Here is a 23,524-nt window from a genome sequence, read left to right as displayed (position 1 = left end):
TGTCGACATGCCGATAAAAGCTAAAAATACATATTGTATTTTTAATGAAGACATTGTTCCTTCATACCACCCCGCACCCCGTCCAGAGAGAGTCGGGGGCGACCAACCCAAGAGGGAGATACCTATGAAATTCACGCAACTCGCCGGGAGCCTCGTGGCTGCGACCGTGATCGGCACAGCCGCTCAGGCCGACAAACTGGACGACATCATTTCTTCGGGCACGCTGCGCTGCGCCGTGGTGCTGGACTTCCCGCCCATGGGCTCGCGCGATGACAGCAACACGCCCGTCGGCTTCGACGTGGACTATTGCAACGACCTGGCCGCCGCCCTTGGCGTCGAAGCCGAGATCGTGGAGACGCCCTTCCCCGACCGTATTCCCGCCCTCGTCTCGGGCCGCGCGGATGTGGGTGTTGCCTCCACCTCCGACACGCTGGAGCGCGCCAAGACCGTTGGTTTCTCGGTGCCCTATTTCGCCTTCACCAACGTCGTGCTGACCCGCGAAGACGCGGGCGTCGACAGCTTTGAAAGCCTTAAGGGCAAGACCGTGGGCTCCGTCGCGGGTACTTTCGAAGCCATCGCGCTGGAAGAGCAGGTCGACGCATGGGACGAGGGCAGCTTCCGTTCCTACCAAAGCCAAGCGGATGTCTTCCTGTCGCTGGCCCAAGGCCAGATCGACGCGACTGTCGTGACCTCCACCGTGGCTTCCTCCATCGTGGCGAGCGGCAAGTTCGACGGTCTGACCATCGCGGGCGATGCGCCCTTTGACGTGGACTATGTCGGTCTGATCGGCCTGCGTCAGGAATACGGTCTGCTGAACTACCTCGATCTCTTCGTGAACCAGCAGGTGCGCTCGGGCCGTTATCAGGAACTGTTCGACAAATGGGTCGGCGGCGAGGCGCCGGACCTGACCATCGCCAAAGCCTATCGCTGATGAATGCGGGGGCCGCGACCTGCGGCCCCCCTCCCGATAACCGCTGATCGGAGCAAGAGATGGGCAACTATACCTTTCAATGGCGACAGGCTTTTCGCGCCTTACCAGAGATGCTGGAAGGCGCGCTGGTCACGCTGCAAATATCGATCCTGTCGATGCTCATCGGCATTGCCATCGCCGTGCTGCTGGCCGTGGGCCGGGATGCCAAATCGGCTTGGCTGCGGGCGCCGGCGACCGCATGGGTCGAAGTGGCGCGCAACACGCCGGCGCTGTTTCAGATTTACATGGCGCATTTCGGGCTTGGCTCTTTCGGGATCTATCTCAGCCCCTACGCCGCGCTGCTGGCGGGGATCGCCTTTAACAATGCGGGCTACCTTTGCGAGACGTTCCGCGGCGCGATGCGCGCCATTCCGGGCACGCAGCTGCGCGCCGGGCGGTCACTGGGCATGGGGCAGGCCAAGGCGTTTCGCCTGATCATCCTGCCGCAGATGTTCCGCATCTCGTTCCTGCCGACGACGAACCAGATGATCTGGGCGATCTTGATGACCTCTCTGGGGGTCACGGTGGGGCTGAATTCGGATCTCGCCGGGGTGACGCAAGACCTCAACGCGCGCAGCTTCCGAACCTTTGAATTCTTCGCATTGGCGGCGGTGATCTACTACGTGATCGCCAAGACCGTGATGCTTGGCGCACGGCTGCTTGCGGCCCGCCTGTTTCGCTACTGAAGGAAGAGAATAGATGTTTGATACGGCTCTGACCTTCAACGACCTGTTGTTCATGCTCAAAGGCGCAGGGGTGACGCTTTCGGTCACCGCCTTCGCGGTGGTGGGCGGCACGCTGCTGGGGGTGTTCTTCGGGGTGCTGCGCAGCCAGATCAGCCCATGGGCGGCGCTGCCGCTGACCTTCGTGCTGGATATCTTCCGCTCGGTTCCGCTGCTGATCCAATTGATCCTCGCCAACGCCTTTCAGGCCATCGCGGGCTGGGGGATTTCGCCCTTCGTGACCTCCTGTATCGTGTTGGCGCTTTATACCTCGGCCTATTGCACCGAGATCGTGCGCGGCGCGATCGAGGCGGTGCCTTCGGTCACCCGCCGTGCGGCGCGCTCGCTCGGCATGACATGGGGGCAGGATCTCACGCAGATCGTCTTTCCCATGGCGCTGCGGGTTGGCCTGCCCAGTTGGATCGGCCTGACGCTCGGCGTGATGAAAGACAGCGCGCTGGTGATGTGGCTCGGCATCATCGAATTGCTGCGCGCCTCGCAAATTCTGGTGACACGCCTGCAAGAGCCGATGTTCATCCTGCTCGTGACCGGCGCGATCTACTTCGCGCTCAGTTTCCCCATTGCCCGGCTTGGCAGCCGCTTGGAAAAAAGGTGGCAAGAAAATGATTGAGATTGAAAACGTCCACAAATCCTTTGGTGCGCTTCAGGTGCTCAAGGGCATCGACCTGACCGTGCAAAAAGGCGAGGTCGTCTCGGTGATCGGCGGCTCAGGTTCGGGCAAATCGACGCTTTTGACCTGCATCAACGGGCTAGAGCCGATCGACAGTGGCCGCATCGTCGTCGACGGAACCGAGGTTCACGCCCGCGACACCGACCTGAACAAGCTGCGCCGCAAGATCGGCATCGTGTTCCAGCAATTCAACGCCTTCCCACATCTGACGGTGCTGGAGAATGTCACGCTGGCCCCGCGCAAAGTGAAAGGTATGGGCCGCAAGGAAGCCGAAGAAATCGCGGTGCAGCAACTTTCGCATGTGGGTCTGGCCGACAAGCTGGATGTCTACCCTAGCCGCCTGTCGGGCGGGCAGCAGCAGCGGATGGCGATTGCGCGTGCATTGGCGATGTCGCCCGACTACATTCTCTTTGACGAGGTGACCTCGGCCCTCGACCCGCAACTGGTGGGCGAGGTGCTGGACACGCTCAAATTGCTGGCAGATGAAGGGATGACGATGATCTGTGTCACCCATGAGATGAGTTTCGCACGCGATGTGTCGGACCGTGTGGCCTTCTTTCACAAGGGCGTCATGGCCGAGATCGGCGCGCCGGATCAGATCTTTGGCGATCCGCAGCAAGAAGAGACCCGTCAATTCCTGTCGAGCGTGCGGTAATGAACCAAACCCCGGTGACGGTCGTCGGCGCGGGCGTGGTGGGCCTGTCCATCGCGCTGGCGCTTCAGGCGCGCGGGCTGCCCGTGCGGGTGATCGACCGTGAAGGCGCGGCGGCGGGCGCCTCGGCGGGCAATGCGGGCGCCTTTGCTTTTACCGAGATCCTGCCGCTGGCCTCGCCCCGGATGATCCGGCAGGCGCCGAAATGGCTGCTTGATCCGCTGGGGCCGCTGTCGGTGCCGCCGCGCTATGCCGGGCGGATCGCCCCGTGGATGTGGCGTTTCTGGAGAGCAAGCTGGCCCGCGCAGGTGCGGGCCTCGACCGTGGCACAGACCGCGCTGATGAAGCTCTCGCAAGCCGCGCTCGACCCGCATCTGGCGCTGAGCGGTCTGGCCCATATGCTGCGCCATGACGGTCAGTTGCAGGTCTATGAGAGCGAGGCCGAGTTCCGCGCATCGCTCCCCGGATGGCAGGCCCGCGAAGAGGCGGGGATAGCTTTCACCCATCTCAAGGGCGATGAGATTGCGGCCTATCAGCCCGGTCTCGCGCCCGGCTTCACCCATGCGACCTTCACCCCGGAATGGCAATCGATCTCGGACCCGCGCGACTATGTGGTGGCGATGGCCGAACGCTTCCGGGCGGGGGGTGGCGAGATCACCATCACCCGCGCCGAACGTCTGGTCGCGGGCGGGGTCGAGACCTCTGATGGGTTCATACCGGGCCGCGTGGTGCTGGCCGCCGGCGCACATTCGCATCACCTCGCGCGGACCGCTGGCGTGAAAATCCCGCTTGAGACCGAGCGCGGCTATAACACGACCCTGCCCGCCGGGGCCTTCGACCTAAAGCGCCAGATCACTTTCGGCGGCCATGGCTTTGTCATCAGCAAGGTGGGCCACGGGCTGCGCGTCGGCGGGGCGGTGGAACTCGGCGGGCTCGACCTGCCGCCGAACTTTGCCCGGGCCGATGCGATGCTGAAGAAGGCCAAGCGCTTTTTGCCGGGGCTCGACACCTCGGGCGGCACGCAATGGATGGGTTTCCGCCCCTCACTGCCCGACAGCCTGCCCGCCATCGGCGCGCTGCCGAACCGCCCGGATGTGTTCTGCGCCTTTGGCCACGGGCATCTGGGCCTCACCCAATCGGCGGGCACCGCCGCCATCATCGCGGATCTGATGACCGGCCAAGACCCCGGCATCGACCTGACCCCCTTCTCTCCCGCCCGTTTCTAGAGGCTGACATGACGCAACACACATTTCCCTGTATCGACGGCCATACCTGCGGCAATCCGGTACGGCTCGTTACCGGCGGCGCGCCGCTGTTGAAGGGCGCGAACATGCTGGAAAAGCGCGCCCATTTTCTGGCGGAATACGACTGGATCCGCACCGGTCTGATGTTCGAGCCGCGTGGGCACGACCAGATGTCGGGCGCGATCCTTTATCCGCCGACGCGGGATGACTGCGACATCGCGGTGCTGTTCATCGAGACCTCGGGCTGCCTGCCGATGTGCGGCCACGGCACCATCGGCACCGTCACCATCGCGCTTGAGAACGGGCTGGTCACCCCCGCCACCCCCGGGCAATTGCGCCTTGAAACCCCCGCCGGGCGGGTCGATGTGACCTACCGGCAAGAGGGGCGTTTCGTCGAAGAGGTGCGCCTGACCAACGTGCCCGCCTTCCTCTACGCCGAAGGGCTGACGGCGGAGGTCGAGGGTTTGGGCGAAGTGGTGGTCGATGTGGCCTATGGCGGCAATTTCTACGCTATCGTCGAGCCGCAGAAGAACTTCCGCGATATGGCGGATTTCTCGGTCTCCGAACTGGTCGGTCTCAGCCCGAAACTCCGCGCCGCGCTCAATGCGAAATATGAGTTCATCCACCCCGAACATCCCGCGATCAACGGGCTGAGCCATATCCTCTGGACCGGCGCCCCCCGCGCGGGAGAGGCGCAAGCCCGCAACGCGGTTTTCTACGGTGACAAGGCGATCGATCGTTCGCCCTGCGGCACTGGCACCTCGGCGCGGATGGCGCAGTTGGCGGCCAAGGGGAAGCTGAATGTCGGCGATGATTTCGTGCATGAATCCATCATCGGCTCCATGTTCAAAGGCCGTATCGAAGCGGCGGCAGAGGTGGCGGGCAGGCCCGCGATCATCCCCTCCATCGCCGGTTGGGCGCGGGTGACGGGCTTTAACACCATTTTCATCGACGAGCGTGACCCCTTCGCGCACGGATTTGTCGTCACCTGATTTAAAGAGGCTCCCCATGGCGCATATCATCGTTCCCGCCGCAGCCCAAGGCGCGGTGCTGGCTTCCTCTGAGGGGCTGAGTTTCTGGGGCGGCGTCGATCCGGCCACGGGCAAGGTCATCGACGCGCATCATCCGCTTTGCGGTCAGTCGCTGGCGGGGAAGATCCTGCTCATGCCCACCAGCCGCGGCTCCTGCACCGGCAGCGGCGTGCTGCTGGAACTGGCGTTGAACGGTCATGCCCCTGCTGCCCTCGTGTTTCGCGAGGCCGAAGACATCCTGACCTTGGGCGCGCTGATCGCGGGCAAGATGTTCGACAAGCCGCTCGCGGTGCTGCGCCTCGGGACCGAGGATTACGACCTGCTCGCCAAATCCCGCAGCGCGCGGATCACGCCTGAGATGCTCAGCACCGATGACTGGGATCTGCCCCTGTCGGACAGGCCCGCCCGCGCCCTGCATCTCACTGCCGAGGATCAAGCGATGCTCGACGGGGCCGAGGGCAAGGCCGTGCAACTGGCGATGGAGATCACCTGCACCATGGCGCGGGGGCAGGGGGCCGAGCGGCTGGTCGATGTGACGCGCGTGCATATCGACGGCTGCATCTACGCCAGCCCCGCCAACCTGCTCTTTGCCCAGACCATGGCCGATATGGGCTCGAAGGTGCGTGTGCCGACGACGATGAATGCGATTTCGGTCGATCACGGCAATTGGCGCGATCAAGGCGTGCCGCCGGACTTCGGCCTGCCCGCCAGCCGTTTGGCCGACGCCTATGTCACCATGGGTGCCCGGCCCAGTTTCACCTGCGCGCCCTACCAACTCCCCGCCCCGCCCGAACGCGGCGAGTTCATCGCGTGGTCGGAGTCCAACGCGGTGATCTATGCCAATAGCGTGCTTGGCGCGCGGACGGTGAAACATCCCGATTTCCTCGACCTGTGCATCGCGCTCACGGCGCGCGCGCCGCTCTCAGGGGTCTATCTGGAAGAACACCGCGCCCCGCGCCGGGTGATCGAAGTGGCGCTGCCCGCGCAGTATGACGAGGCGATCTGGCCGATGCTGGGCTGGCTTGCGGGGCAGGCCGCCCCGGACCGGATCCCGCTTTTGCGCGGGTTGGAGGGGGCTGCCCCGAATGAGGATGACCTCAAAGCGCTCTGCGCGGCCTTTGGCACCACCTCCGCAGCCCCAATGCTGCATGTGGCTGGGATCACACCCGAGGCCGATCTGCCCCCTGTCGCGGAGGCCGATACGGTTCGCCTCACAGCCGACGACCTGCGCCGCGTTTGGCGGCAGTTCAACGCCGGGGCCGCGACGGTTGACCTCGTGGCCTTTGGCAGCCCGCATTTCTCGCACGCCGAATGCCGCGCGCTCGACACCGCCCTCGCCGGGCGCAAGCGCCATGCCGACACGGCGGTCATCGTGACGCTTGGCCAAGACACGTTACAAGCGGCGCGCGATGACGGCACCGTGGCGCGGCTCGAAGCGGCGGGCGTGCAAGTCGTGCCTGATATCTGCTGGTGTTCGATCTCCGAGCCGGTCTTCCCGCCATCGGCCAAGGTGCTGATGACCAACTCGGGCAAATACGCCCATTACGCCCCCGGTCTGTCGGGCCGGGCCGTGCGCTTTGGCAGTATCGCCGATTGTGTGGAGGCCGCCGTGACGGGGCAGGCGGGGGAGGCATTGCCGAGATGGCTGACCGAGGAGGAGACAAAGGATGCGTAGCAGCAAGACGGTTCATGTGATCTCGGCCCATGCCGAGGGTGAGGTGGGCGATGTGATCGTGGGCGGTGTCGCCCCGCCGCCGGGGGAGACGCTGTGGGAGCAGAGCCGCTGGATCGCGCGGGATGAAACCCTGCGCAACTTCGTGTTGAACGAGCCGCGCGGCGGGGTGTTTCGCCATGTGAACCTGCTGGTCCCGCCGAAAAACCCCCGCGCCGATGCGGCCTTCATCATCATGGAGCCGGAGGACACGCCGCCGATGTCCGGTTCCAATTCGATCTGCGTCTCGACCGTGCTGCTCGACGGGGGCATCCTGCCGATGACGGAGCCTGTGACCGAGCTAACCCTCGAAGCGCCGGGCGGGTTGGTCAAGGTCCGCGCGGAATGTCGCAATGGCAAGGCGGAGCGTATTTTCGTACAGAACTTGCCAAGTTTCGCGGCGCTTCTGGATGTGCCGCTTGAGGTCGAAGGGCTGGGCACGCTCACTGTCGATACCGCCTATGGCGGCGACAGTTTTGTGGTCGTCGATGCCGCCGCCATGGGGTTTTCGCTAGAGGCGCATGAGGCCCATGACATCGCGCGGCTCGGCGTGCGGATCACCGACGCGGCGAATGCGGCGATGCGGTTCGACCACCCTGAGAACCCCGATTGGCAGCATTTCTCATTCTGCCTGTTCGCCGGTCCGGTGACCCGCGATGAGACCGGCCTGCGCGCCGGGGCGGCGGTCGCGATCCAGCCGGGAAAGGTGGACCGTTCGCCCACTGGCACCGCCCTTTGCGCGCGAATGGCCCTGCTGCACGCGCGGGGGGAAATGGGACTGGAGGACAGTCTGACCACCGTGTCGCTGATCGGGTCGACCTTCACGGGGCGTATCTTGGGCGAGACGCGGGTGGGCGAACATACGGCCATCCAGCCAGAACTGTCGGGCCGGGGCTGGGTCACGGGCATCCACCAACATATGCTCGACCCCGATGACCCTTGGCCGGGCGGCTACCGCCTGTCCGACACATGGGGCGCGCGCGGCTAGGCGCGCTCTACGCAGGGTCGAAACCCGCCGCCCGGGGCAGACCGGGCACCAATCTTTACAACCTCGCGCCGCCTCGGCGCGAAGCCGCCGTGTTTGGCTGACGCGAGGCAACGTCTTGCATGTGCTCTTCGTTTTCGATTGATTACTTTTCAATCAGAACACGAACTTTCAAACAACGGAGAGTCACCATGAAGCTACGCACCACACTCGCATCCTCCGCATTGGCGCTAAGCCTTGCCTTTCAGGCCCATGCCGCCGATGTGCCTGAGGGCGTGAATCTTGCCGAAGATCAAACCTATACCTTCTGGCTGCTCGACGCGATCAAGTCGATGGACCCGCAGATCAACACCGACGTTGAAGGCTCGGACGTGCTGCGCAACCTCTTCGAAGGACTCTACAACGAAGATGGCAACGGTGAGCTGGTCCCCGGTGTGGCGCTCGATCACGAAGTTTCGGAAGACGGCAAGACCTATACGTTCAACCTGCGCGACGACGCCAAGTGGTCCAACGGCGAGCCGGTCACCGCGAATGACTTCGTCTATTCATGGCGCCGTCTGGCCGACCCGGCGACCGCCTCGGAATACGCCTGGTACATGGAGTTGATGCAGGTCGAGAACGCGCCTGAGATCATCGCCGGGGACAAATCCGCCGAGGAGCTGGGCATCCGCGCCATCGACGACCACACGCTTGAGGTCAAGATCACCACGCCGCTGCCCTATTTCCCGCAGATGCTGGTGCATGGCTCGACCTTCCCCGTGCTGCAAAGCGTGGTCGAGGAACATGGCGACGACTGGACCGATGCAGGCACGCTTGTCGGCAATGGCGCCTATACGCTGGTCGAACACCAGTTGGGCGAGCGCGTCGTGATGGAGAAGAACGACACCTATTGGGATGCCGAGAATGTGGTGATGGAAGAGATCATCGCGCTGACGATCAACGACGTGAACCAAGCCCTGACCCGCTATCTGGCCGGTGAGCTGGACCGCGTGGACATCCCCGCCGGTCAGTATCCCCGTCTGAAAAAAGAGTATCCCGAGCAGGCGGTCTCCACCCCCTATAACTGCTCCTACATCTACATGCTGAACGTGGGCGAGAAGGGGCCGGAGGCGCTGAAAAACGTCAATGTGCGCAAGGCGCTGGCCTATGCCATCGACCGCGACATCATCGTCGAGCGCATCCTGCAAGGCGGCCAGAAGCCCTCGTACAACTGGACCCACTGGGCGATTGCCGATTTCGAGCGTCCCGAACTGGACTGGGCCGACAACATGGATCAGGCGCAGCGCGTGGAGAAGGCCAAGGAACTGCTGGCCGAGGCGGGCTACGGCCCAGACAACCCGCTGGATCTGACATTGCAGTACAACACCTCGGAAGATCACAAGAAGATCGCCATCGCGGCGTCGCAGATGCTCAAGCAGATCGGCGTGAACCTCACGCTCGACAACTATGAGTGGAAGGTCCACACCGACCGGATGCAGAACCAAGACTACGATATGGCGCGTTATGCTTGGTGCGGTGACTACAACGAGGCGTCGACCTATCTCGACCTCATGACTTCCTATTCGGGCCACAACAACGGCGAGTTCTATAACGACGCCTATGACAAGCTCATGAAGGACAGCAAGACCGCCGAAGATCCGCAGCCGCTTTATCAAGAGGCGGAGAAGATCTTGGCCGAGGAAATGCCGATCATCCCGATCTACCATTACGCGAACGTCGACATGATCGCGGAAGACATCGAAGGTCTGCCCGAGAACAACGTGAACAACACTTGGTACGGCAAAGACCTCTACCGTACCGCAGAGTAACCTCTCGACATTCGGGCAGCCCGGCGGTTATGGCACGGGCTGCCCGATTCTATTCTACACCCCCACAAACCCCGTATTCGGAGCGCGCGCCTCTTGCTCAGTTACATCCTCAAGCGCCTTGCCATCGCTATTCCGACGCTTCTGGTCTTGATCGTCATCTCCTTCCTGCTGATGCATTCCGCGCCCGGCGGCCCCTTCACCTCCGAGCGCGAGTTGCCGCCGCAGGTGCTGGCCAACCTAAATGCGAAATACGGGCTGGACGATCCGCTGTGGAAGCAGATCACAACTTACGTCTGGGGCATCGTCACCGAGTTCGATTTCGGGCCGAGCTTCGTCTACAAGGACCGTTCGGTGAACGAGATCATCGCCCAAGGTTTCCCGATCACGCTGACCTACGGCCTTTTGTCCTTCGCCGTGGCGGTCATCGTCGGCGTGGGCCTCGGCGTCGCCGCCGCCGTGCGGCACAATACGGTACTGGACTATGCCGCCGTCGGCGTCTCCATCGGCGCGCAGGTGCTGCCGAACTTCGTCATGGCGCCGATCCTCGTGCTGGTCTTCACGCTATGGCTCGGTTGGCTGCCGGGCGGCGGCTGGCAGGGGCCGGAATATTGGATCATGCCGGTGATCGCCCTGTCCACGTCCTTCATGGCCTCGATTGCGCGGATCACCCGCTCTTCGATGCTGGAAGTGCTGACCTCCAACCACATCCGTACCGCCCGCGCCAAGGGGCTGCCCGAGCGCCGTGTCATCCTCCGTCACGCGCTGAAACCCGCGATGTTGCCCGTGATCTCCTACCTCGGGCCGGCATTCGTCGCGATGATCACCGGCTCCGTGGTGGTCGACATCTATTTCTCCACCGGCGGCATCGGCAAGGCCTTCGTCGATTCGGCGCTGAACCGCGACTACGCGGTGATGATGGGGGTGACGATTCTCGTCGGCGCGCTGACCATCTTCTTCAACCTCGTGGTCGACATCCTTTACGGGTGGATCGACCCCAAGATCCGGTACTGACATGGTGATGACATCCGAACAACGGGTCGAGACCAGCGAGATCGCCGCCAAGGGCCGATCGCCCTGGGCCGATGCGCGGCGGCGCTTCTTCCGCAACAAGGCGGCGCTGATGGGGCTGGTGATCCTCGGCTTCGTCGTGGCCTTCGCGCTTTTCGGCAATAGCCTCGCGCAATGGTCGAACGAGGAACTCGACTATAACGTCATGGGCCAGATCGTCGAATTGGGCGGCCCGTCGATTGAGAGCGGCCATTACTTCGGCACCGATGATCTGGGCCGCGACCTCTTTGCGCGCACCGTGCAGGGCACGCAGATCAGCCTCGCCGTGGGCCTCGTCGGCGCCCTGATCGCCTGTGTCGTGGGAACGCTTTATGGCGCCGTGGCGGGCTATTTCGGCGGGCGTACCGACAGCATCATGATGCGGCTTGTCGATATCTTCATGGCCGTGCCTTACATGTTCGTGCTGATCTTGCTTCTGGTCATGTATGGCCGTTCGATCACCATCCTCTTCGCCGGTGTCGGCCTGATCTCTTGGATGGAGATGGCCCGCATCGTGCGCGGCCAGACCCTGACCATCAAGGGCCGTGAGTTCGTCGAGGCGGCCCGCGCCACCGGCGTCTCGGCCCCGGTCATCATCCTGCGCCATATCGTGCCCAACCTCTTGGGCGTGATCGCCGTCTATGCCACGCTGCTGGTGCCGCTGATGATCCTTACGGAAAGCTTCATCTCCTTCCTCGGCCTCGGCGTGCAGGAGCCGCTGACCTCCCTCGGGGCGCTGATCTCCGAAGGCGCGGGCACCATCGCCTATGGCACCACCTGGCAGTTGGGATTCCCGCTGCTGTTCTTCTGTCTCACGCTGTTCGGCCTGTTCTTCATCGGCGACGGGCTTCGTGACGCGCTCGACCCCAAGGATCGCTGATGTCTCTGCTGGAAATCGACAAGCTCAACGTCACCTTCGAGGGCGACGACGGCCCCGTTCACGCGGTCAATGACCTGTCGCTCGCCATCAACCGGGGCGAGACCCTCGGCATCGTTGGCGAGAGCGGCTCGGGCAAGTCGCAGACCGCTTTTTCGATCATGGGCCTTCTGGCGCCGAACGGGCGCACCGGCGGGTCGATCCGCTTCGACGGGCAGGAGATCCTCGGCGCCAAGCCCAAGGTGCTGAACAAGATCCGGGCCGAGCGGATCGCGATGATCTTCCAAGACCCGATGACCTCGCTTAATCCCTACATGCGGATTTCGGAGCAGATGGCCGAGGTGCTGACCCTGCACCATGGACTGTCCAAACGCGACGCGCTGGCGGAATCGGTGCGGATGCTGGACGCGGTGAAGATCCCCGCCGCCAAGGAGCGTATCCGCCTCTTCCCGCATGAATTCTCCGGCGGGATGCGCCAGCGGGTGATGATCGCCATGTCGCTGCTGTGCAAACCGGACCTGTTGATCGCGGACGAGCCGACCACCGCGCTTGACGTGACCGTGCAGGCGCAGATCATGGATCTTCTGGGCGATCTGCAGAAGGATTTCGGCATGGCCACGATCCTCATCACCCATGACCTCGGCGTCGTGGCGGGCTTCTGCGAGCGGGTGCTGGTCATGTACGGCGGCCGGGTGATGGAGCAAGGCCCGACCGAGCCGCTCTTTGCCAAGCCCACGCATCCCTACACCCGCGGCCTTCTCGCCGCCGTGCCGCGCGTCGACGACGAAGACGCCACCATGAAGGCAATCCCCGGCAACCCGCCCAACATGGCCGCCCCGCCCGAAGGCTGCCCCTTCCGCCCGCGCTGTGATTACGCCGGTGACGATTGCCGCGTGATGCCGCCGCTCGCCCCTTTCGACGGCGCGCGCGCCCGTGCCTGCCACCGTCCCATCGCGGAGGTCACCTCATGAGCCCGCTGCTTTCCGTCCGCGACCTGCACGTTAAATTCCCGATCACCCGCGCGGGCGACATGCCTTGGACGAAGCCGCGCATTCTGCATGCGGTCAACGGCGTCAGCTTCGATTTGGAGCCGGGCAAGACCCTTGGCGTCGTCGGTGAATCCGGCTGCGGCAAATCCACCCTCGCGCGCGGGCTGATCCAGATGGTGCCCGCCGAAGGGCAAGTGATGTGGCAGGGCGAGACGGATCTTCTGTCGCTCAGCCCGCGTCGGATGAAGCCCTACCGGTCCGAAATCCAGATGGTGTTTCAGGACCCGCTTGCCTCGCTCAATCCGCGTATGACGCTGGGGCAGATCATCGCCGAGCCGCTGAAGACCCACCGCCCCGACGTGCCTACCCGCGAGCGTCGCGCCCGGGTGGCGCAGATGATGGAGCGCGTGGGCCTGCTGCCGCAGATGATCAACCGCTACCCGCATGAGTTCTCCGGCGGCCAGTGCCAGCGCATCGGCATCGCCCGCGCGCTGATCGTCGAGCCGAAGCTCCTGATCTGCGACGAGCCGGTCTCGGCGCTCGACGTGTCGATTCAGGCGCAGGTGATTGAACTTCTGAAAGAGCTGCAGCGCGATCTGGGGCTGGCGATGATTTTCATCGCCCATGACCTCAGCGTGGTGAAGAACATCTCGGACGAGGTCATGGTGCTCTATCTGGGCCGCGTGATGGAGAAGGCGCCGAAGGCGCAGCTCTACGACGACCCGCAGCATCCCTACACGCAGGCGCTGCTTTCCGCTGTGCCGATCCCCGATCCGATTGCCGAACGCGCCAAGCAGATCGTGCCGATGAGCGGCGACATGCCCTCGCCGATGAACCCGCCCTCGGGCTGTGTCTTTCGTGGCCGGTGCCTGCGGGCGCAGGCCGATTGCGCGCAGGTGGTGCCGCAACCGGGCGAGTCGCTGCATCAGGTCGCCTGCATTCACCCCGGCCCGCTGCAAGCCAGCGAGACCGCGGCGCAGTAAGTCTGTGGGCAGCCTTGGTGTGAAAATTTCAAAACAATCAGCCTCTTAGGGGTGGCGTGCGTTCGCCGCCGCCCCGCCCTATCCGCGAAAAATGATATACGTCTATCAAAAATGATTGACGTATATCAAAATATCCCCCTAGATAGGCCCCGAGATGCGCAGGCTGGGAGGGCCAGCGCGCGGGGGAGGGGCCATGACAAGTCCGACGTTAAGCGATGTCGCACGCGCTGCCGGGGTGAGCTATGCCACCGCGGACCGGGTGATCAACAACCGTGGCAACGTGGCAGAAAAGTCCATCGCCAAGGTGCGCGAAGCGGTCGCGGCGCTTGGCTATGTGCGCAACGTCGCGGCGGCGAACCTGTCACGCGGGCGGGTCTACCGGCTCGCTTTCCTGATCCCCCGCGGCTCCAACGCCTTTTTCAACCGCATCCGTCAACACATCGACCATACTGCCGCCCATCAGGCCACCGAACGCGTCTCCGCCGAGGTGATCGAGGTCGCGGCCTTTGCCGTCGAAGGGCTGCAAGACAGCATTTCGGACCTGCTGGAGCGGGATTTCGACGGTGTCGCCATCGTCGGTTTGCAAAGCGCGGCGCTTGAGGCACCTTTGGCCGCCCTGCGGGACAAGGGGGTGGCCGTGGTGGGCCTCGTCTCCGACCTGCCGCAGGCCGCCCGCGCCGCCTATATCGGGATCGACAACATCGCCGCCGGGCGCACGGCGGGGCGCATGGTGGGGCTTGCCCATGGCGGGCAGGGCGGACGGGTGCAGACCTTTGCAGGCTCGCTGGACGCGCGCGACCACGCGGAGCGTCTGACCGGCTTTCGCGAAGTGTTGCAGGCCGATTTCCCACAGGTTGAATTGCTGGATCCGATCATGACGAAGGACGACGCGCAGGTGCTGAACGCGCAGACGCGTCAGGCGCTCGACCAGACGGAGCTGACAGCACTTTACAACGTGGGCGCGGGCAACAGTGGGTTGGTCGCCGCCCTGCAAGAGGGGAAGGGAGAGCGGCCCTTCTGCGTGGTGCATGAACTGGTGGCCCATTCACGTCAGGCGCTGCTTGATCGGCACATCGATCTGGTGATCGACCAGCGCCCGGATGTCGAGATCAACCGCGCCTTCACCGTCTTGCGCGCGCTGATCGACCAAAAAGAATTGCCGCCGATGCCGGACCTCGTGCCGACGATTTATGTGCGGGACAATCTGCCCGCCGACACATTGACCGATAAGATGAAGGCCAAGATAGATGACTGATTTCTTTAAAGATATAAAGCCCCTCACCTATGATCCCGAGGGGGCCGATCTGGCCTTTCGCCACTACAACCCTGACGAGATCGTCATGGGCAAACGGATGGAAGATCACCTGCGTTTCGCCGTGGCCTATTGGCATTCCTTCGCATGGCCGGGCGGCGATCCCTTTGGCGGGCAGACCTTTGATCGCCCGTGGTTCGGTGACACGATGGATTTGGCAAAGCTCAAGGCCGATGTGGCTTTTGAGATGTTCGATCTGCTGAACGCGCCCTTCTTCTGCTGGCACGATGCTGACATCCGCCCCGAGGGGGACACATTCGCCGAAAGCCTGCGCAATTTCGAAGAGATCATTGATTATCTCGGCACCAAGATGGAAGGCTCCAAAACCAAGCTGCTTTGGGGCACGGCGAACCTCTTTGGCCACCGGCGCTTCATGTCGGGCGCGGCCACCAACCCCGACCCTGAGATTTTCGCTTGGTCCGCCGCCACGGTCAAAGCCTGCATGGATGCGACCCATAAGCTGGACGGTCAGAACTACGTCCTCTGGGGCGGGCGCGAGGGCTATGAGACGCTGCTCAACACCGACCTGAAACGCGAACGCCAGCAGGCCGGGCGCTTCTTGCAGATGGCGGTGGAATACAAACACAAGATCGGCTTCAAGGGCGCCATTCTGGTTGAGCCCAAGCCGCAGGAACCGACCAAACACCAGTATGATTTCGATGTCGCCACGGTCTATGGTTTCCTCAAGGAGTTTGGGCTGGAGAACGAAGTTCAGATGAACATCGAACAGGGCCATGCTATCCTTGCAGGCCATTCGTTCGAACATGAGCTGGCGCTCGCCGCGTCCTTGGGGATTTTCGGCTCGATCGACATGAACCGCAACGACTATCAATCGGGCTGGGACACGGATCAATTCCCCAACAACGTGCCCGAAGTGGCGCTGGCCTATTACGAGGTGCTGAAGGCGGGCGGTTTCACCACCGGCGGCACCAATTTCGACGCCAAGCTGCGGCGGCAATCGCTCGATCCGGTCGATCTCGTTGCGGCCCATGCGGGCGCGATGGATGTCTGCGCGCGGGGCTTCAAAGCCGCCGCCGCCATGTTGGAGGATGGCACGATTGAGGCCATGCGCGCCGATCGCTACGCGGGGTGGGAGACGCCCAAGGCCAAGGCGATGCTGGAGGGGGATCTGGCCTCAATCGCTGCGCAGGTCGTCCAAGACGGCATTAACCCGCAGCCCCGCTCGGGCCGGCAGGAAATTCTGGAGAACATCGTGAACCGGTTCGTTTGAGCCGGGGAAAGGGAGGAACATTATGAAGACGATCAAGGGACCGGCGCTGTTTCTGGCGCAATTCGCGGGCGATGACGCGCCCTTCAACTCTTGGGACAGCATCACCAAATGGGCTGCCGATTGTGGCTACAAAGGCGTGCAGGTGCCCAGTTGGGACGCGCGGCTGATCGACTTGGCCAAGGCCGCGTCGAGCAAGGATTACTGCGATGAGTTCAAGGGCAAGGCGGTCGAAAACGGCGTGGCGGTGACCGAGCTTTCGACCCACCTTCAGGGCCAGTTGGTCGCCGTGCATCCGGCCTATGACACTGCCTTTGACGGCTTCGCCGTCGAAGAAGTGCGCGGCAATCCCAAGGCGCGGCAGGAATGGGCGGTCGAGCAGGTGAAACTGGCGCTTTCGGCGTCCAAGAACATGGGGATCGGGGCGCATGCGACCTTCTCGGGCGCTTTGGCTTGGCCCTATGTCTACCCTTGGCCGCAGCGGCCTGCCGGGCTGATTGAGACGGCCTTTGACGAACTCGCCGCGCGTTGGCTGCCGATCTTGAACCACGCCGAGGATTGCGGTGTCGATGTCTGCTATGAGATCCACCCCGGCGAAGACCTGCATGACGGCATCACCTATGAAATGTTCTTGGAACGCACCGGCAATCACGCGCGCGCCAACATGCTCTATGACCCCAGCCACTACGTCCTGCAATGTCTTGATTACATTGATAACATCGACATCTACAAAGACCGGATCAAGATGTTCCACGTCAAGGATGCCGAGTTCAATCCGACGGGCCGTCAGGGGGTCTATTCGGGCTATCAAAGCTGGACGGACCGCGCCGGGCGGTTCCGGTCGCTGGGCGACGGGCAGGTTGATTTCGGCGCTGTCTTTTCCAAAATGGCGGCGAATGATTTCGATGGCTGGGCCGTGGTGGAATGGGAATGTTGCCTGAAACATCCCGAAGACGGGGCGCGTGAGGGGGCGCAATTCGTCTCAGATCACATCATTCGCGTGACCGACAAAGCCTTTGATGACTTCGCCGATGGCGGCACCGATGAGGCCGCAAACCGCAAAATGCTGGGGATCGACTGATGCCACGTATTCGACTTGGCATGGTGGGCGGCGGCAATGACGCCTTTATTGGCGGGGTGCACCGCATCGCTTCGCGTATCGACGACCGGTTCGATCTGGTGGCAGGCGCGCTGTCTTCGACGCCCGAGAAATCCGCCGCCAGTGCAGAGGCTTTGGGGATCCCCCGCTCCTACGGCAGTTTCGAAGAGATGGCCGAGGCCGAAGCCGCCCGCGATGACGGGATTGAGGCGGTTTCGATCGTCACGCCCAACCACGTCCATGCCGCTGCCGCCAAGGCCTTTCTGGCCAAGGGCATCCATGTGATCTGCGACAAGCCCCTGACCTCCACGCTCGAGGATGCGGAGGCGTTGGCGGCCAGCGTCGCGGAGGCCGAGGCGCTGTTCATCCTTACCCATAATTACACCGGCTATCCGATGATCCGCCAAGCGCGGGCCATGGTGGCGGCGGGCGATCTGGGCGAGATCCGCATCGTTCAGGCGGAATACCCGCAGGACTGGCTGACCGCGCCGATGGAGAACGAAGGCGTCAAACAGGCCGAATGGCGCACCGATCCCGCACGCTCGGGCGCGGGCGGCTCGGTGGGGGATATCGGCACCCATGCCCATAACCTTGCCTGTTTTGTCAGCGGTCTGGAGGTCGAAAGCCTTGCCGCCGATCTGCAAAGCTGGGGCGCGGGGCGCCAGCTGGATGACAACGCCCATATGATGCTGCGCTTCGCCGGTGGCGCGCGCGGCATGCTGTGGTCAAGCCAAGTGGCCCCGGGCAATGAGAACGCGCTGAAACTGCGTATCTATGGCGACAAGGGTGGTTTGGAATGGTCGCAAGAGGATCCTAACTACCTGTGGTTCACGCCTTTGGGAGAGCCGAAGCGCCTAATCACCCGCAACGGGGCAGGGGCGTCTGAGGCGTCGCAATCGGTAAGCCGCATTCCCGGCGGCCACCCCGAAGGGTACCTCGAAGGGTTCGCCACGATCTATAACGAGGCCGCCGATGCGATCCGCGCGGTGCAGGGCGGGGCGAGCCGCGAAAGCGCCATGGGCGTGCTGCCGGACATCACGGCGGGCATGGCGGGGATGCGTTTCATCAACGCCTGCGTCACCTCCTCGGCCAATGATGCGGCGTGGACCAAGCTATGAGTGCCACCCCCGTTCTTGCCCTGCGCGACGTGAGCAAGAGCTTCGGCTCGATCGAAGTGCTGCACGGCGTGACCCTCGCGCTAGAGCCGGGGACCGTTCATGCGCTGATCGGTGAGAACGGGGCGGGCAAATCGACGACGATGAAGATCATGGCGGGCTATCAACTGCCCTCCAAAGGCGCTGTCGAACTCGATGGTGCAGCGGTCCGTTTCGACAGTCTGCACGAGGGCGAGATGGCCGGGATCGTGATGATCCACCAAGAGTTCAACTTGGCGGAGCAGTTGACTGTTGAGCAGAACATCTTTCTGGGCCGCGAGTTGAAACGCGGGCCGCTGCTCGACAAGGCCGAGATGCGGCGGCGCACGCGGGACTATCTTGATCGGGTGGCCTGCAACGTCTCTCCGGATGCGCTGGTCTCGCGCCTGTCGAATTCCGACAAACAGATGGTCGAGATCGCCAAGGCCCTGTCGCGCGATGCGCGGGTGCTGATCATGGACGAGCCGACGGCGGTGTTGACCAAACGCGAGACCGATGTGCTGTTCAAACAGGTCGCGGCCCTGCGCGCGGCGGGAACGGCGGTCTTGTTCACCTCCCATAAATTGGACGAAGTGGCCGAGATCTCGGACCATGTCACGATCATGCGCGATGGCGCGGTGGTGCAATCCAGCCCGACCTCTGAGATCACCGAAGACGAAATGGCCACCGCCATGGTGGGCCGCGATGTCTCCGACCTCTACCCCGCCAAACCCGGCGTGGAGGAGGACGCGCCAGAGGTGCTCTCGGTCGAAAACCTCAGCGTGCCGGGCTTTGCCAGCAATGTGTCCTTCTCGCTGCGACAGGGGGAGATCCTCGGGCTGGGCGGGCTCATCGGCTCTGGCCGGACCGAGGTGATGGAAGGCCTGGCCGCGCTGCGCCCGGCAAGCGCCGAGCGTGTCACCCTTTTTGGGGAGCCGGTACAGTTCAAGCGGCCAAGCGACGCGCAACAGGCCGGGCTGTGCTATCTGACCGAAGACCGCAAGCTGCGCGGTCTGCTGCTGGAACGCGGCATGCGTGAGAACCTGACCCTGCAGAACCTCCATAAGTTCGGCGGCTTCCTGATCGACCGCAACGCAGAGGAAACCGCACTGACCGAGGCCATTGGCGAGTTCGACATTCGCGCGGGCAGCCGTGATGTGCGCGTCGGCAATATGTCAGGCGGCAACCAGCAAAAGCTGTTGCTGGCCAAGATCATGCTCTCCGAGCCGCGCATCCTGATCGTCGATGAACCCACCCGCGGCATCGACATCGGCACCAAGCAGCAAATCTATGCCTTCCTGCGCAAATTGGCCGATCAGGGCCACGCCATTATCGTGATCACCTCCGAGATGCCCGAACTCATCGGTCTTGCCGACCGCGTGATGGTCATGCGTTTGGGCGAGGTCAGCGGCACACTGAACGCAGGCGAGATCACGGAAGACGCGATTGTCCGCCTCTCCATGGGGCTGAGCGCCGAACAAATGCCGATGACGGCCTAAGGAAACCGAAGATGACAGATGTAACCACACCTCAAACCAAAAGCTTCCGGATGCCGTCGATGTCTGTCCTCGGGCCGATCATCGCGCTGATCGTTCTGCTGCTGATCGGCACGGCGCTGAATTCCAACTTCCTGAGTGCGGCGAATATCACCAACGTCCTCGCCCGCTCGGCCTTTATCGGGATCATTGCGGTGGGCATGACCTTTGTCATCACCGCGGGCGGGCTCGACCTGTCGGTGGGGTCGATGGCGGCCTTTATCGCGGGGCTGATGATCTTGGTGATGAACGCCGCCTTGCCGAGCCTCGGTGTCGGCGTGCCGATCATCCTATTGGGCATGTTCACGGCCATCGTCGCAGGGCTGCTCGCGGGGCTGTTGAACGGCTTTTTGATCACCGCCCTCGGTATTGAGGCCTTCATCGTCACGCTCGGCTCCATGGGCATTTACCGCTCGCTGGTGACGTGGCTGGCGGATGGCGGCACCCTGTCGCTCGATTTCGGCCTGCGCAGTTTTTACCGGCCCGTCTATTTCGACGGCATCCTCGGGATCAGCTGGCCGATCATCGTCTTCGCACTGGTGGTCATTATTGGTGAGATCATCATGTCGCGCAGCGTCTATGGCCGCCACTGCGCCGCCACCGGCTCGAACGAACATGTGGCGCATTATTCTAATGTGAACGTCAATCGCACCCGTCTGATCTCCTATGCCGCCTTGGGCATCTTGGTGGGCATCGCGACGATCATGTATGTGCCGCGCCTCGGCTCTGCCTCGGCCTCCACCGGGGTGCTGTGGGAGTTGGAGGCGATTGCCGCCGTGATCATTGGCGGCACCGTGCTCAAGGGCGGTTTCGGTCGGGTCTGGGGCACCGTCATCGGCGTGCTGATCCTCAGCCTGATCGGCAATATCCTCAACCTCACCGATTTCGTGTCGCCCTATCTCAACGGCGCGATCCAAGGGATTATCATCATTCTCGCTGTGATCCTACAGCGCGAAAGGAAGACGGCCCTTTAAGCCGTAGTTGAACGCTTCATGGGAGGAGCAAATATGACATTTACCAAAACATTTATTGCCACCGCGCTGGCCACGGCTGTTGGCACCGCCGCCTTTGCCCAAGACACCAAAGTCATCGGCGTGTCGATCCCGGCGGCGACCCACGGCTGGGCGGGGGGCATGAACTTCCACGCCAAGGAAACCGTCGAACGTCTGGAAGAGGTCTATTCCGATCTCGACTTCGTCCTCGCCACCGCGTCGGACCCCGGCAAACAGGTGAACGACATCGAAGACATGGTCGCCACGCGCAACATCGACGCGCTGGTGGTGCTGCCCTTTGAATCCGACCCGCTGACCCCGCCGGTGCAAGCCGTGGCCGACAGCGGTGCATGGGTTACCGTGGTGGACCGTGGCCTCTCCGTGGAAGGCATCCAAGACCTTTACGTTGCGGGCGACAACAGCGGCTTTGGCAAAGTGTCGGGTGAATTCATGGCCCAGCAAATGCCAGATGGCGGCGACATCGTCGTGCTGCGCGGCATCCCCACCACCATCGACAACGAGCGTGTCGAGGGGTTCAACGCGGCGATCGAAGGCTCCGGCATCAATGTGCTCGACATGGAGCATGGCAACTGGAACCGCGACGACAGCTTCACCGTGATGCAGGATTTCCTGTCGAAATACCCCAATATCGACGCGGTCTGGGCCTCGGACGACGATATGGCGATTGGCGTGCTGGCCGCGATCGAAGCGGCAGGGCGTGACGACGTGAAATTCGTGCTCGGCGGGGCTGGTATGAAAGAGATGATCAAGCGCACCGCCGATGGCGATGAGATGATCCCGGCCAATGTGACCTACCCGCCGTCGATGATCGCCACCGCGATTGAGCTGACCGCCGTGGGCCTCACCTCCAACGCGCCGGTCTCGGGCACTTTCGTGATCGGCTCGGTGTTGGTGACGCAAGAGAACGCGATGGATTTCTACTATCCCGACAGCCCGTTCTAATGGCCAAGGCCACCGGCAGCCTGCCGGTGGCTCCCTCTCATTTCTGAAGTAACGAGTACCGCATGACCTATCTCGGCTTGGACCTTGGCACCTCGGGCGTCAAAGCGCTTTTGATTGACGAAGGCCAACGGCCCTTGGCCGAGGGTCATGCCCCATTGGAGGTTCAGCGCCCGCACCCGATGTGGAGCGAGCAAGACCCCCATTCATGGATCACCGCCTGCGAGAGTGCCATCGCCGAGGTCCGCGCCGCGGCCCCGGAGGCATTCGCGGCGCTGCGCGGCATTGCCGTCTCGGGCCAGATGCACGGCGCCACGCTGCTGGATGCCAACGATCAGCCCCTGCGCCCGGCGATCCTGTGGAACGATGGCCGCGCCCATGCCGAATGCGCGGAACTGGAAGAGCGCGCCGATTTTCGCGGGCTGGGCGGCAATATCGTCATGGCAGGCTTCACCGCGCCCAAGCTGCGATGGGTGCAAAAGCATGAGCCCGAGATTTTCGCGCAGGTCTGCAAGGTCCTGCTGCCCAAGGACTATGTCGGTCTTTGGCTGACGGGGGAGCATGTCTCGGAAATGTCCGACGCGGCGGGGACGCTCTGGCTTGATGTGGAAAAGCGCGATTGGTCGGATGAACTGCTCGCCGCCACGGAGCTTAGCCGCGATCACATGCCGCGATTGGTCGAAGGCAGCGCACGGGCGGGCGGGCTTCGGGCCGAGCTTGCCGCTCAGTGGGGTGTCGGCAACGTCACCGTCGCGGGCGGCGCGGGGGACAATGCCGCCACCGCCGCGGGGCTGGGGCTGGTGCAGCCGGGGCAGGGGTTTCTGTCGCTCGGCACCTCTGGCGTGCTATTCACCGTGACCGACCGTTTCGCCAGCAACACCGAAAGCGCCGTGCATAGTTTCTGCCACGCGGTGCCGAAAACCTGGCACCAGATGGGGGTCATCCTATCGGCAACCGACGCTTTGGCATGGCTGGGCCAGATCACGGGGCAAAGCCCGGCGGCTTTGGCGGGGATGGTCAATGCGGTTAGCCAGCCCTCTGCGATCACCTTCCTACCTTACCTCTCGGGCGAGCGGACGCCGCATAACGCCCCCGATGCCGCCGGAGCCTTCCACGGGCTACGCCGCGCGCATGGGTTGCCCGACATGGTTCAAGCGGTGATGGAGGGGGTGGGCTTTGCCTTTACCGACTGCTGTCGCGCCCTCGACCACTGTGGTTCCTTGCCCGAACGGGTCTGCGTGGCGGGCGGCGGCAGCCAGTCAGAGACATGGTTGCAAATAATCGCCAACATCACCGGGCTGACCCTCGATGTGCCAGAAAGCGGTGCGCAGGGCGCGGCGCTCGGTGCGGCGCGGCTGGCGACGCTGGGCTGTGGCGGGGCGGCGGAGGCCGAGGTGATCCGCCCCCCGAAGATACGCAAAAGCATCGCGCCCAACCCCGCGCTCACGTCAGCCTATGCGGACCGCTATGCCGACTTCCGGGCGGCTTGGGAGCAGCGGCTGACGCGGTAGGTATCAAGCGTAAAGCAGGCAAAAAGTGGGGCGGCCATCACGCC

General features: G+C 63.3%; 21 protein-coding genes. All 21 read left to right on the top strand.

The features are described from left to right. The first annotated feature begins 124 nt into the window (after nucleotides 1-124). The 21 genes from ACGYK2_RS12740 to xylB all read left to right on the top strand — a co-directional run bounded on the left by ACGYK2_RS12740 (nucleotide 125) and on the right by xylB (nucleotide 23,480). The gene (locus ACGYK2_RS12740; protein WP_067260893.1) at nucleotides 125-931 is read left to right on the top strand and encodes a transporter substrate-binding domain-containing protein; all 807 of its coding nucleotides are present in this window, start codon (nucleotides 125-127) and stop codon (nucleotides 929-931) included. A gap of 59 nt (nucleotides 932-990) precedes the next feature. Further along, the gene (locus tag ACGYK2_RS12735; RefSeq protein ID WP_067260891.1) at nucleotides 991-1,656 is read left to right on the top strand and encodes an amino acid ABC transporter permease; all 666 of its coding nucleotides are present in this window, start codon (nucleotides 991-993) and stop codon (nucleotides 1,654-1,656) included. A 13-nt stretch (nucleotides 1,657-1,669) separates the two neighbouring features. After that, nucleotides 1,670-2,323 carry an amino acid ABC transporter permease gene (locus ACGYK2_RS12730; protein WP_067260889.1) on the top strand — a complete coding sequence of 218 codons (654 nt, stop codon included), beginning with the start codon at nucleotides 1,670-1,672 and terminating at the stop codon, nucleotides 2,321-2,323. Further along, nucleotides 2,316-3,038: an amino acid ABC transporter ATP-binding protein gene (locus tag ACGYK2_RS12725; protein ID WP_243268455.1), complete on the top strand. Its 723-nt coding sequence runs from the start codon at nucleotides 2,316-2,318 to the stop codon at nucleotides 3,036-3,038. The genes ACGYK2_RS12730 and ACGYK2_RS12725 overlap by 8 nt, the downstream gene beginning before the upstream one ends. Next, nucleotides 3,038-4,261: an FAD-binding oxidoreductase gene (locus ACGYK2_RS12720; RefSeq protein WP_271690209.1), complete on the top strand. Its 1,224-nt coding sequence runs from the start codon at nucleotides 3,038-3,040 to the stop codon at nucleotides 4,259-4,261. The genes ACGYK2_RS12725 and ACGYK2_RS12720 overlap by 1 nt, the downstream gene beginning before the upstream one ends. Nucleotides 4,262-4,269: 8 nt before the next feature. Further along, on the top strand, nucleotides 4,270-5,271 hold the full coding sequence (locus ACGYK2_RS12715) for a 4-hydroxyproline epimerase (protein WP_271690208.1): 1,002 nt from the start codon (nucleotides 4,270-4,272) through the stop codon (nucleotides 5,269-5,271). A gap of 16 nt (nucleotides 5,272-5,287) precedes the next feature. Beyond that, nucleotides 5,288-6,985 carry an aconitase X gene (locus tag ACGYK2_RS12710; RefSeq protein WP_271690207.1) on the top strand — a complete coding sequence of 566 codons (1,698 nt, stop codon included), beginning with the start codon at nucleotides 5,288-5,290 and terminating at the stop codon, nucleotides 6,983-6,985. Next, nucleotides 6,978-8,009 carry a proline racemase family protein gene (locus tag ACGYK2_RS12705; protein ID WP_394374305.1) on the top strand — a complete coding sequence of 344 codons (1,032 nt, stop codon included), beginning with the start codon at nucleotides 6,978-6,980 and terminating at the stop codon, nucleotides 8,007-8,009. The genes ACGYK2_RS12710 and ACGYK2_RS12705 overlap by 8 nt, the downstream gene beginning before the upstream one ends. Nucleotides 8,010-8,197: 188 nt before the next feature. Next, nucleotides 8,198-9,814 carry a peptide ABC transporter substrate-binding protein gene (locus ACGYK2_RS12700; protein WP_271690205.1) on the top strand — a complete coding sequence of 539 codons (1,617 nt, stop codon included), beginning with the start codon at nucleotides 8,198-8,200 and terminating at the stop codon, nucleotides 9,812-9,814. A gap of 93 nt (nucleotides 9,815-9,907) precedes the next feature. Next, the gene (gene oppB, locus ACGYK2_RS12695; RefSeq protein WP_271690204.1) at nucleotides 9,908-10,825 is read left to right on the top strand and encodes an oligopeptide ABC transporter permease OppB; all 918 of its coding nucleotides are present in this window, start codon (nucleotides 9,908-9,910) and stop codon (nucleotides 10,823-10,825) included. A gap of 1 nt (nucleotide 10,826) precedes the next feature. Further along, nucleotides 10,827-11,741, top strand: coding sequence for an ABC transporter permease subunit (locus tag ACGYK2_RS12690; protein ID WP_271690203.1), 915 nt, complete (start codon nucleotides 10,827-10,829; stop codon nucleotides 11,739-11,741). Beyond that, nucleotides 11,741-12,709: an oligopeptide/dipeptide ABC transporter ATP-binding protein gene (locus ACGYK2_RS12685; RefSeq protein WP_271690202.1), complete on the top strand. Its 969-nt coding sequence runs from the start codon at nucleotides 11,741-11,743 to the stop codon at nucleotides 12,707-12,709. The genes ACGYK2_RS12690 and ACGYK2_RS12685 overlap by 1 nt, the downstream gene beginning before the upstream one ends. Further along, nucleotides 12,706-13,710 carry an oligopeptide/dipeptide ABC transporter ATP-binding protein gene (locus ACGYK2_RS12680; RefSeq protein WP_271690201.1) on the top strand — a complete coding sequence of 335 codons (1,005 nt, stop codon included), beginning with the start codon at nucleotides 12,706-12,708 and terminating at the stop codon, nucleotides 13,708-13,710. Before ACGYK2_RS12685 ends, ACGYK2_RS12680 begins: the two co-directional genes overlap by 4 nt. A 193-nt stretch (nucleotides 13,711-13,903) precedes the next feature. Further along, nucleotides 13,904-14,965, top strand: a complete 1,062-nt coding sequence (locus ACGYK2_RS12675; protein ID WP_271690200.1) for a LacI family DNA-binding transcriptional regulator — start codon at nucleotides 13,904-13,906, stop codon at nucleotides 14,963-14,965. Further along, nucleotides 14,958-16,253 (top strand): xylose isomerase, encoded by a 1,296-nt coding sequence (gene xylA, locus ACGYK2_RS12670; RefSeq protein ID WP_271690199.1) that lies wholly within the window; start codon nucleotides 14,958-14,960, stop codon nucleotides 16,251-16,253. The genes ACGYK2_RS12675 and xylA overlap by 8 nt, the downstream gene beginning before the upstream one ends. A gap of 22 nt (nucleotides 16,254-16,275) precedes the next feature. After that, the gene (locus ACGYK2_RS12665) at nucleotides 16,276-17,331 is read left to right on the top strand and encodes a sugar phosphate isomerase/epimerase (protein WP_271690198.1); all 1,056 of its coding nucleotides are present in this window, start codon (nucleotides 16,276-16,278) and stop codon (nucleotides 17,329-17,331) included. Beyond that, the gene (locus ACGYK2_RS12660) at nucleotides 17,331-18,467 is read left to right on the top strand and encodes a Gfo/Idh/MocA family protein (RefSeq protein ID WP_271690197.1); all 1,137 of its coding nucleotides are present in this window, start codon (nucleotides 17,331-17,333) and stop codon (nucleotides 18,465-18,467) included. The genes ACGYK2_RS12665 and ACGYK2_RS12660 overlap by 1 nt, the downstream gene beginning before the upstream one ends. After that, the gene (locus tag ACGYK2_RS12655) at nucleotides 18,464-19,981 is read left to right on the top strand and encodes a sugar ABC transporter ATP-binding protein (protein ID WP_271690196.1); all 1,518 of its coding nucleotides are present in this window, start codon (nucleotides 18,464-18,466) and stop codon (nucleotides 19,979-19,981) included. Before ACGYK2_RS12660 ends, ACGYK2_RS12655 begins: the two co-directional genes overlap by 4 nt. A gap of 11 nt (nucleotides 19,982-19,992) precedes the next feature. Further along, on the top strand, nucleotides 19,993-20,991 hold the full coding sequence (locus ACGYK2_RS12650; RefSeq protein WP_067263827.1) for an ABC transporter permease: 999 nt from the start codon (nucleotides 19,993-19,995) through the stop codon (nucleotides 20,989-20,991). Nucleotides 20,992-21,024: 33 nt separating this feature from the next. Next, nucleotides 21,025-21,972 (top strand): ABC transporter substrate-binding protein, encoded by a 948-nt coding sequence (locus ACGYK2_RS12645; RefSeq protein ID WP_209219132.1) that lies wholly within the window; start codon nucleotides 21,025-21,027, stop codon nucleotides 21,970-21,972. A 62-nt stretch (nucleotides 21,973-22,034) separates the two neighbouring features. Further along, nucleotides 22,035-23,480 carry a xylulokinase gene (gene xylB / locus ACGYK2_RS12640; protein ID WP_271690195.1) on the top strand — a complete coding sequence of 482 codons (1,446 nt, stop codon included), beginning with the start codon at nucleotides 22,035-22,037 and terminating at the stop codon, nucleotides 23,478-23,480. The last annotated feature ends 44 nt before the right edge of the window (nucleotides 23,481-23,524 follow it).

It is taken from the genome of Sulfitobacter sp. 1A10359 (assembly GCF_043558145.1).
Taxonomy (GTDB): Bacteria; Pseudomonadota; Alphaproteobacteria; order Rhodobacterales; family Rhodobacteraceae; genus Sulfitobacter; species Sulfitobacter faviae.
The sequence above is the reverse complement of the archived record's forward strand: the minus strand, read 5'-3'. Positions and strand labels throughout refer to the sequence as shown.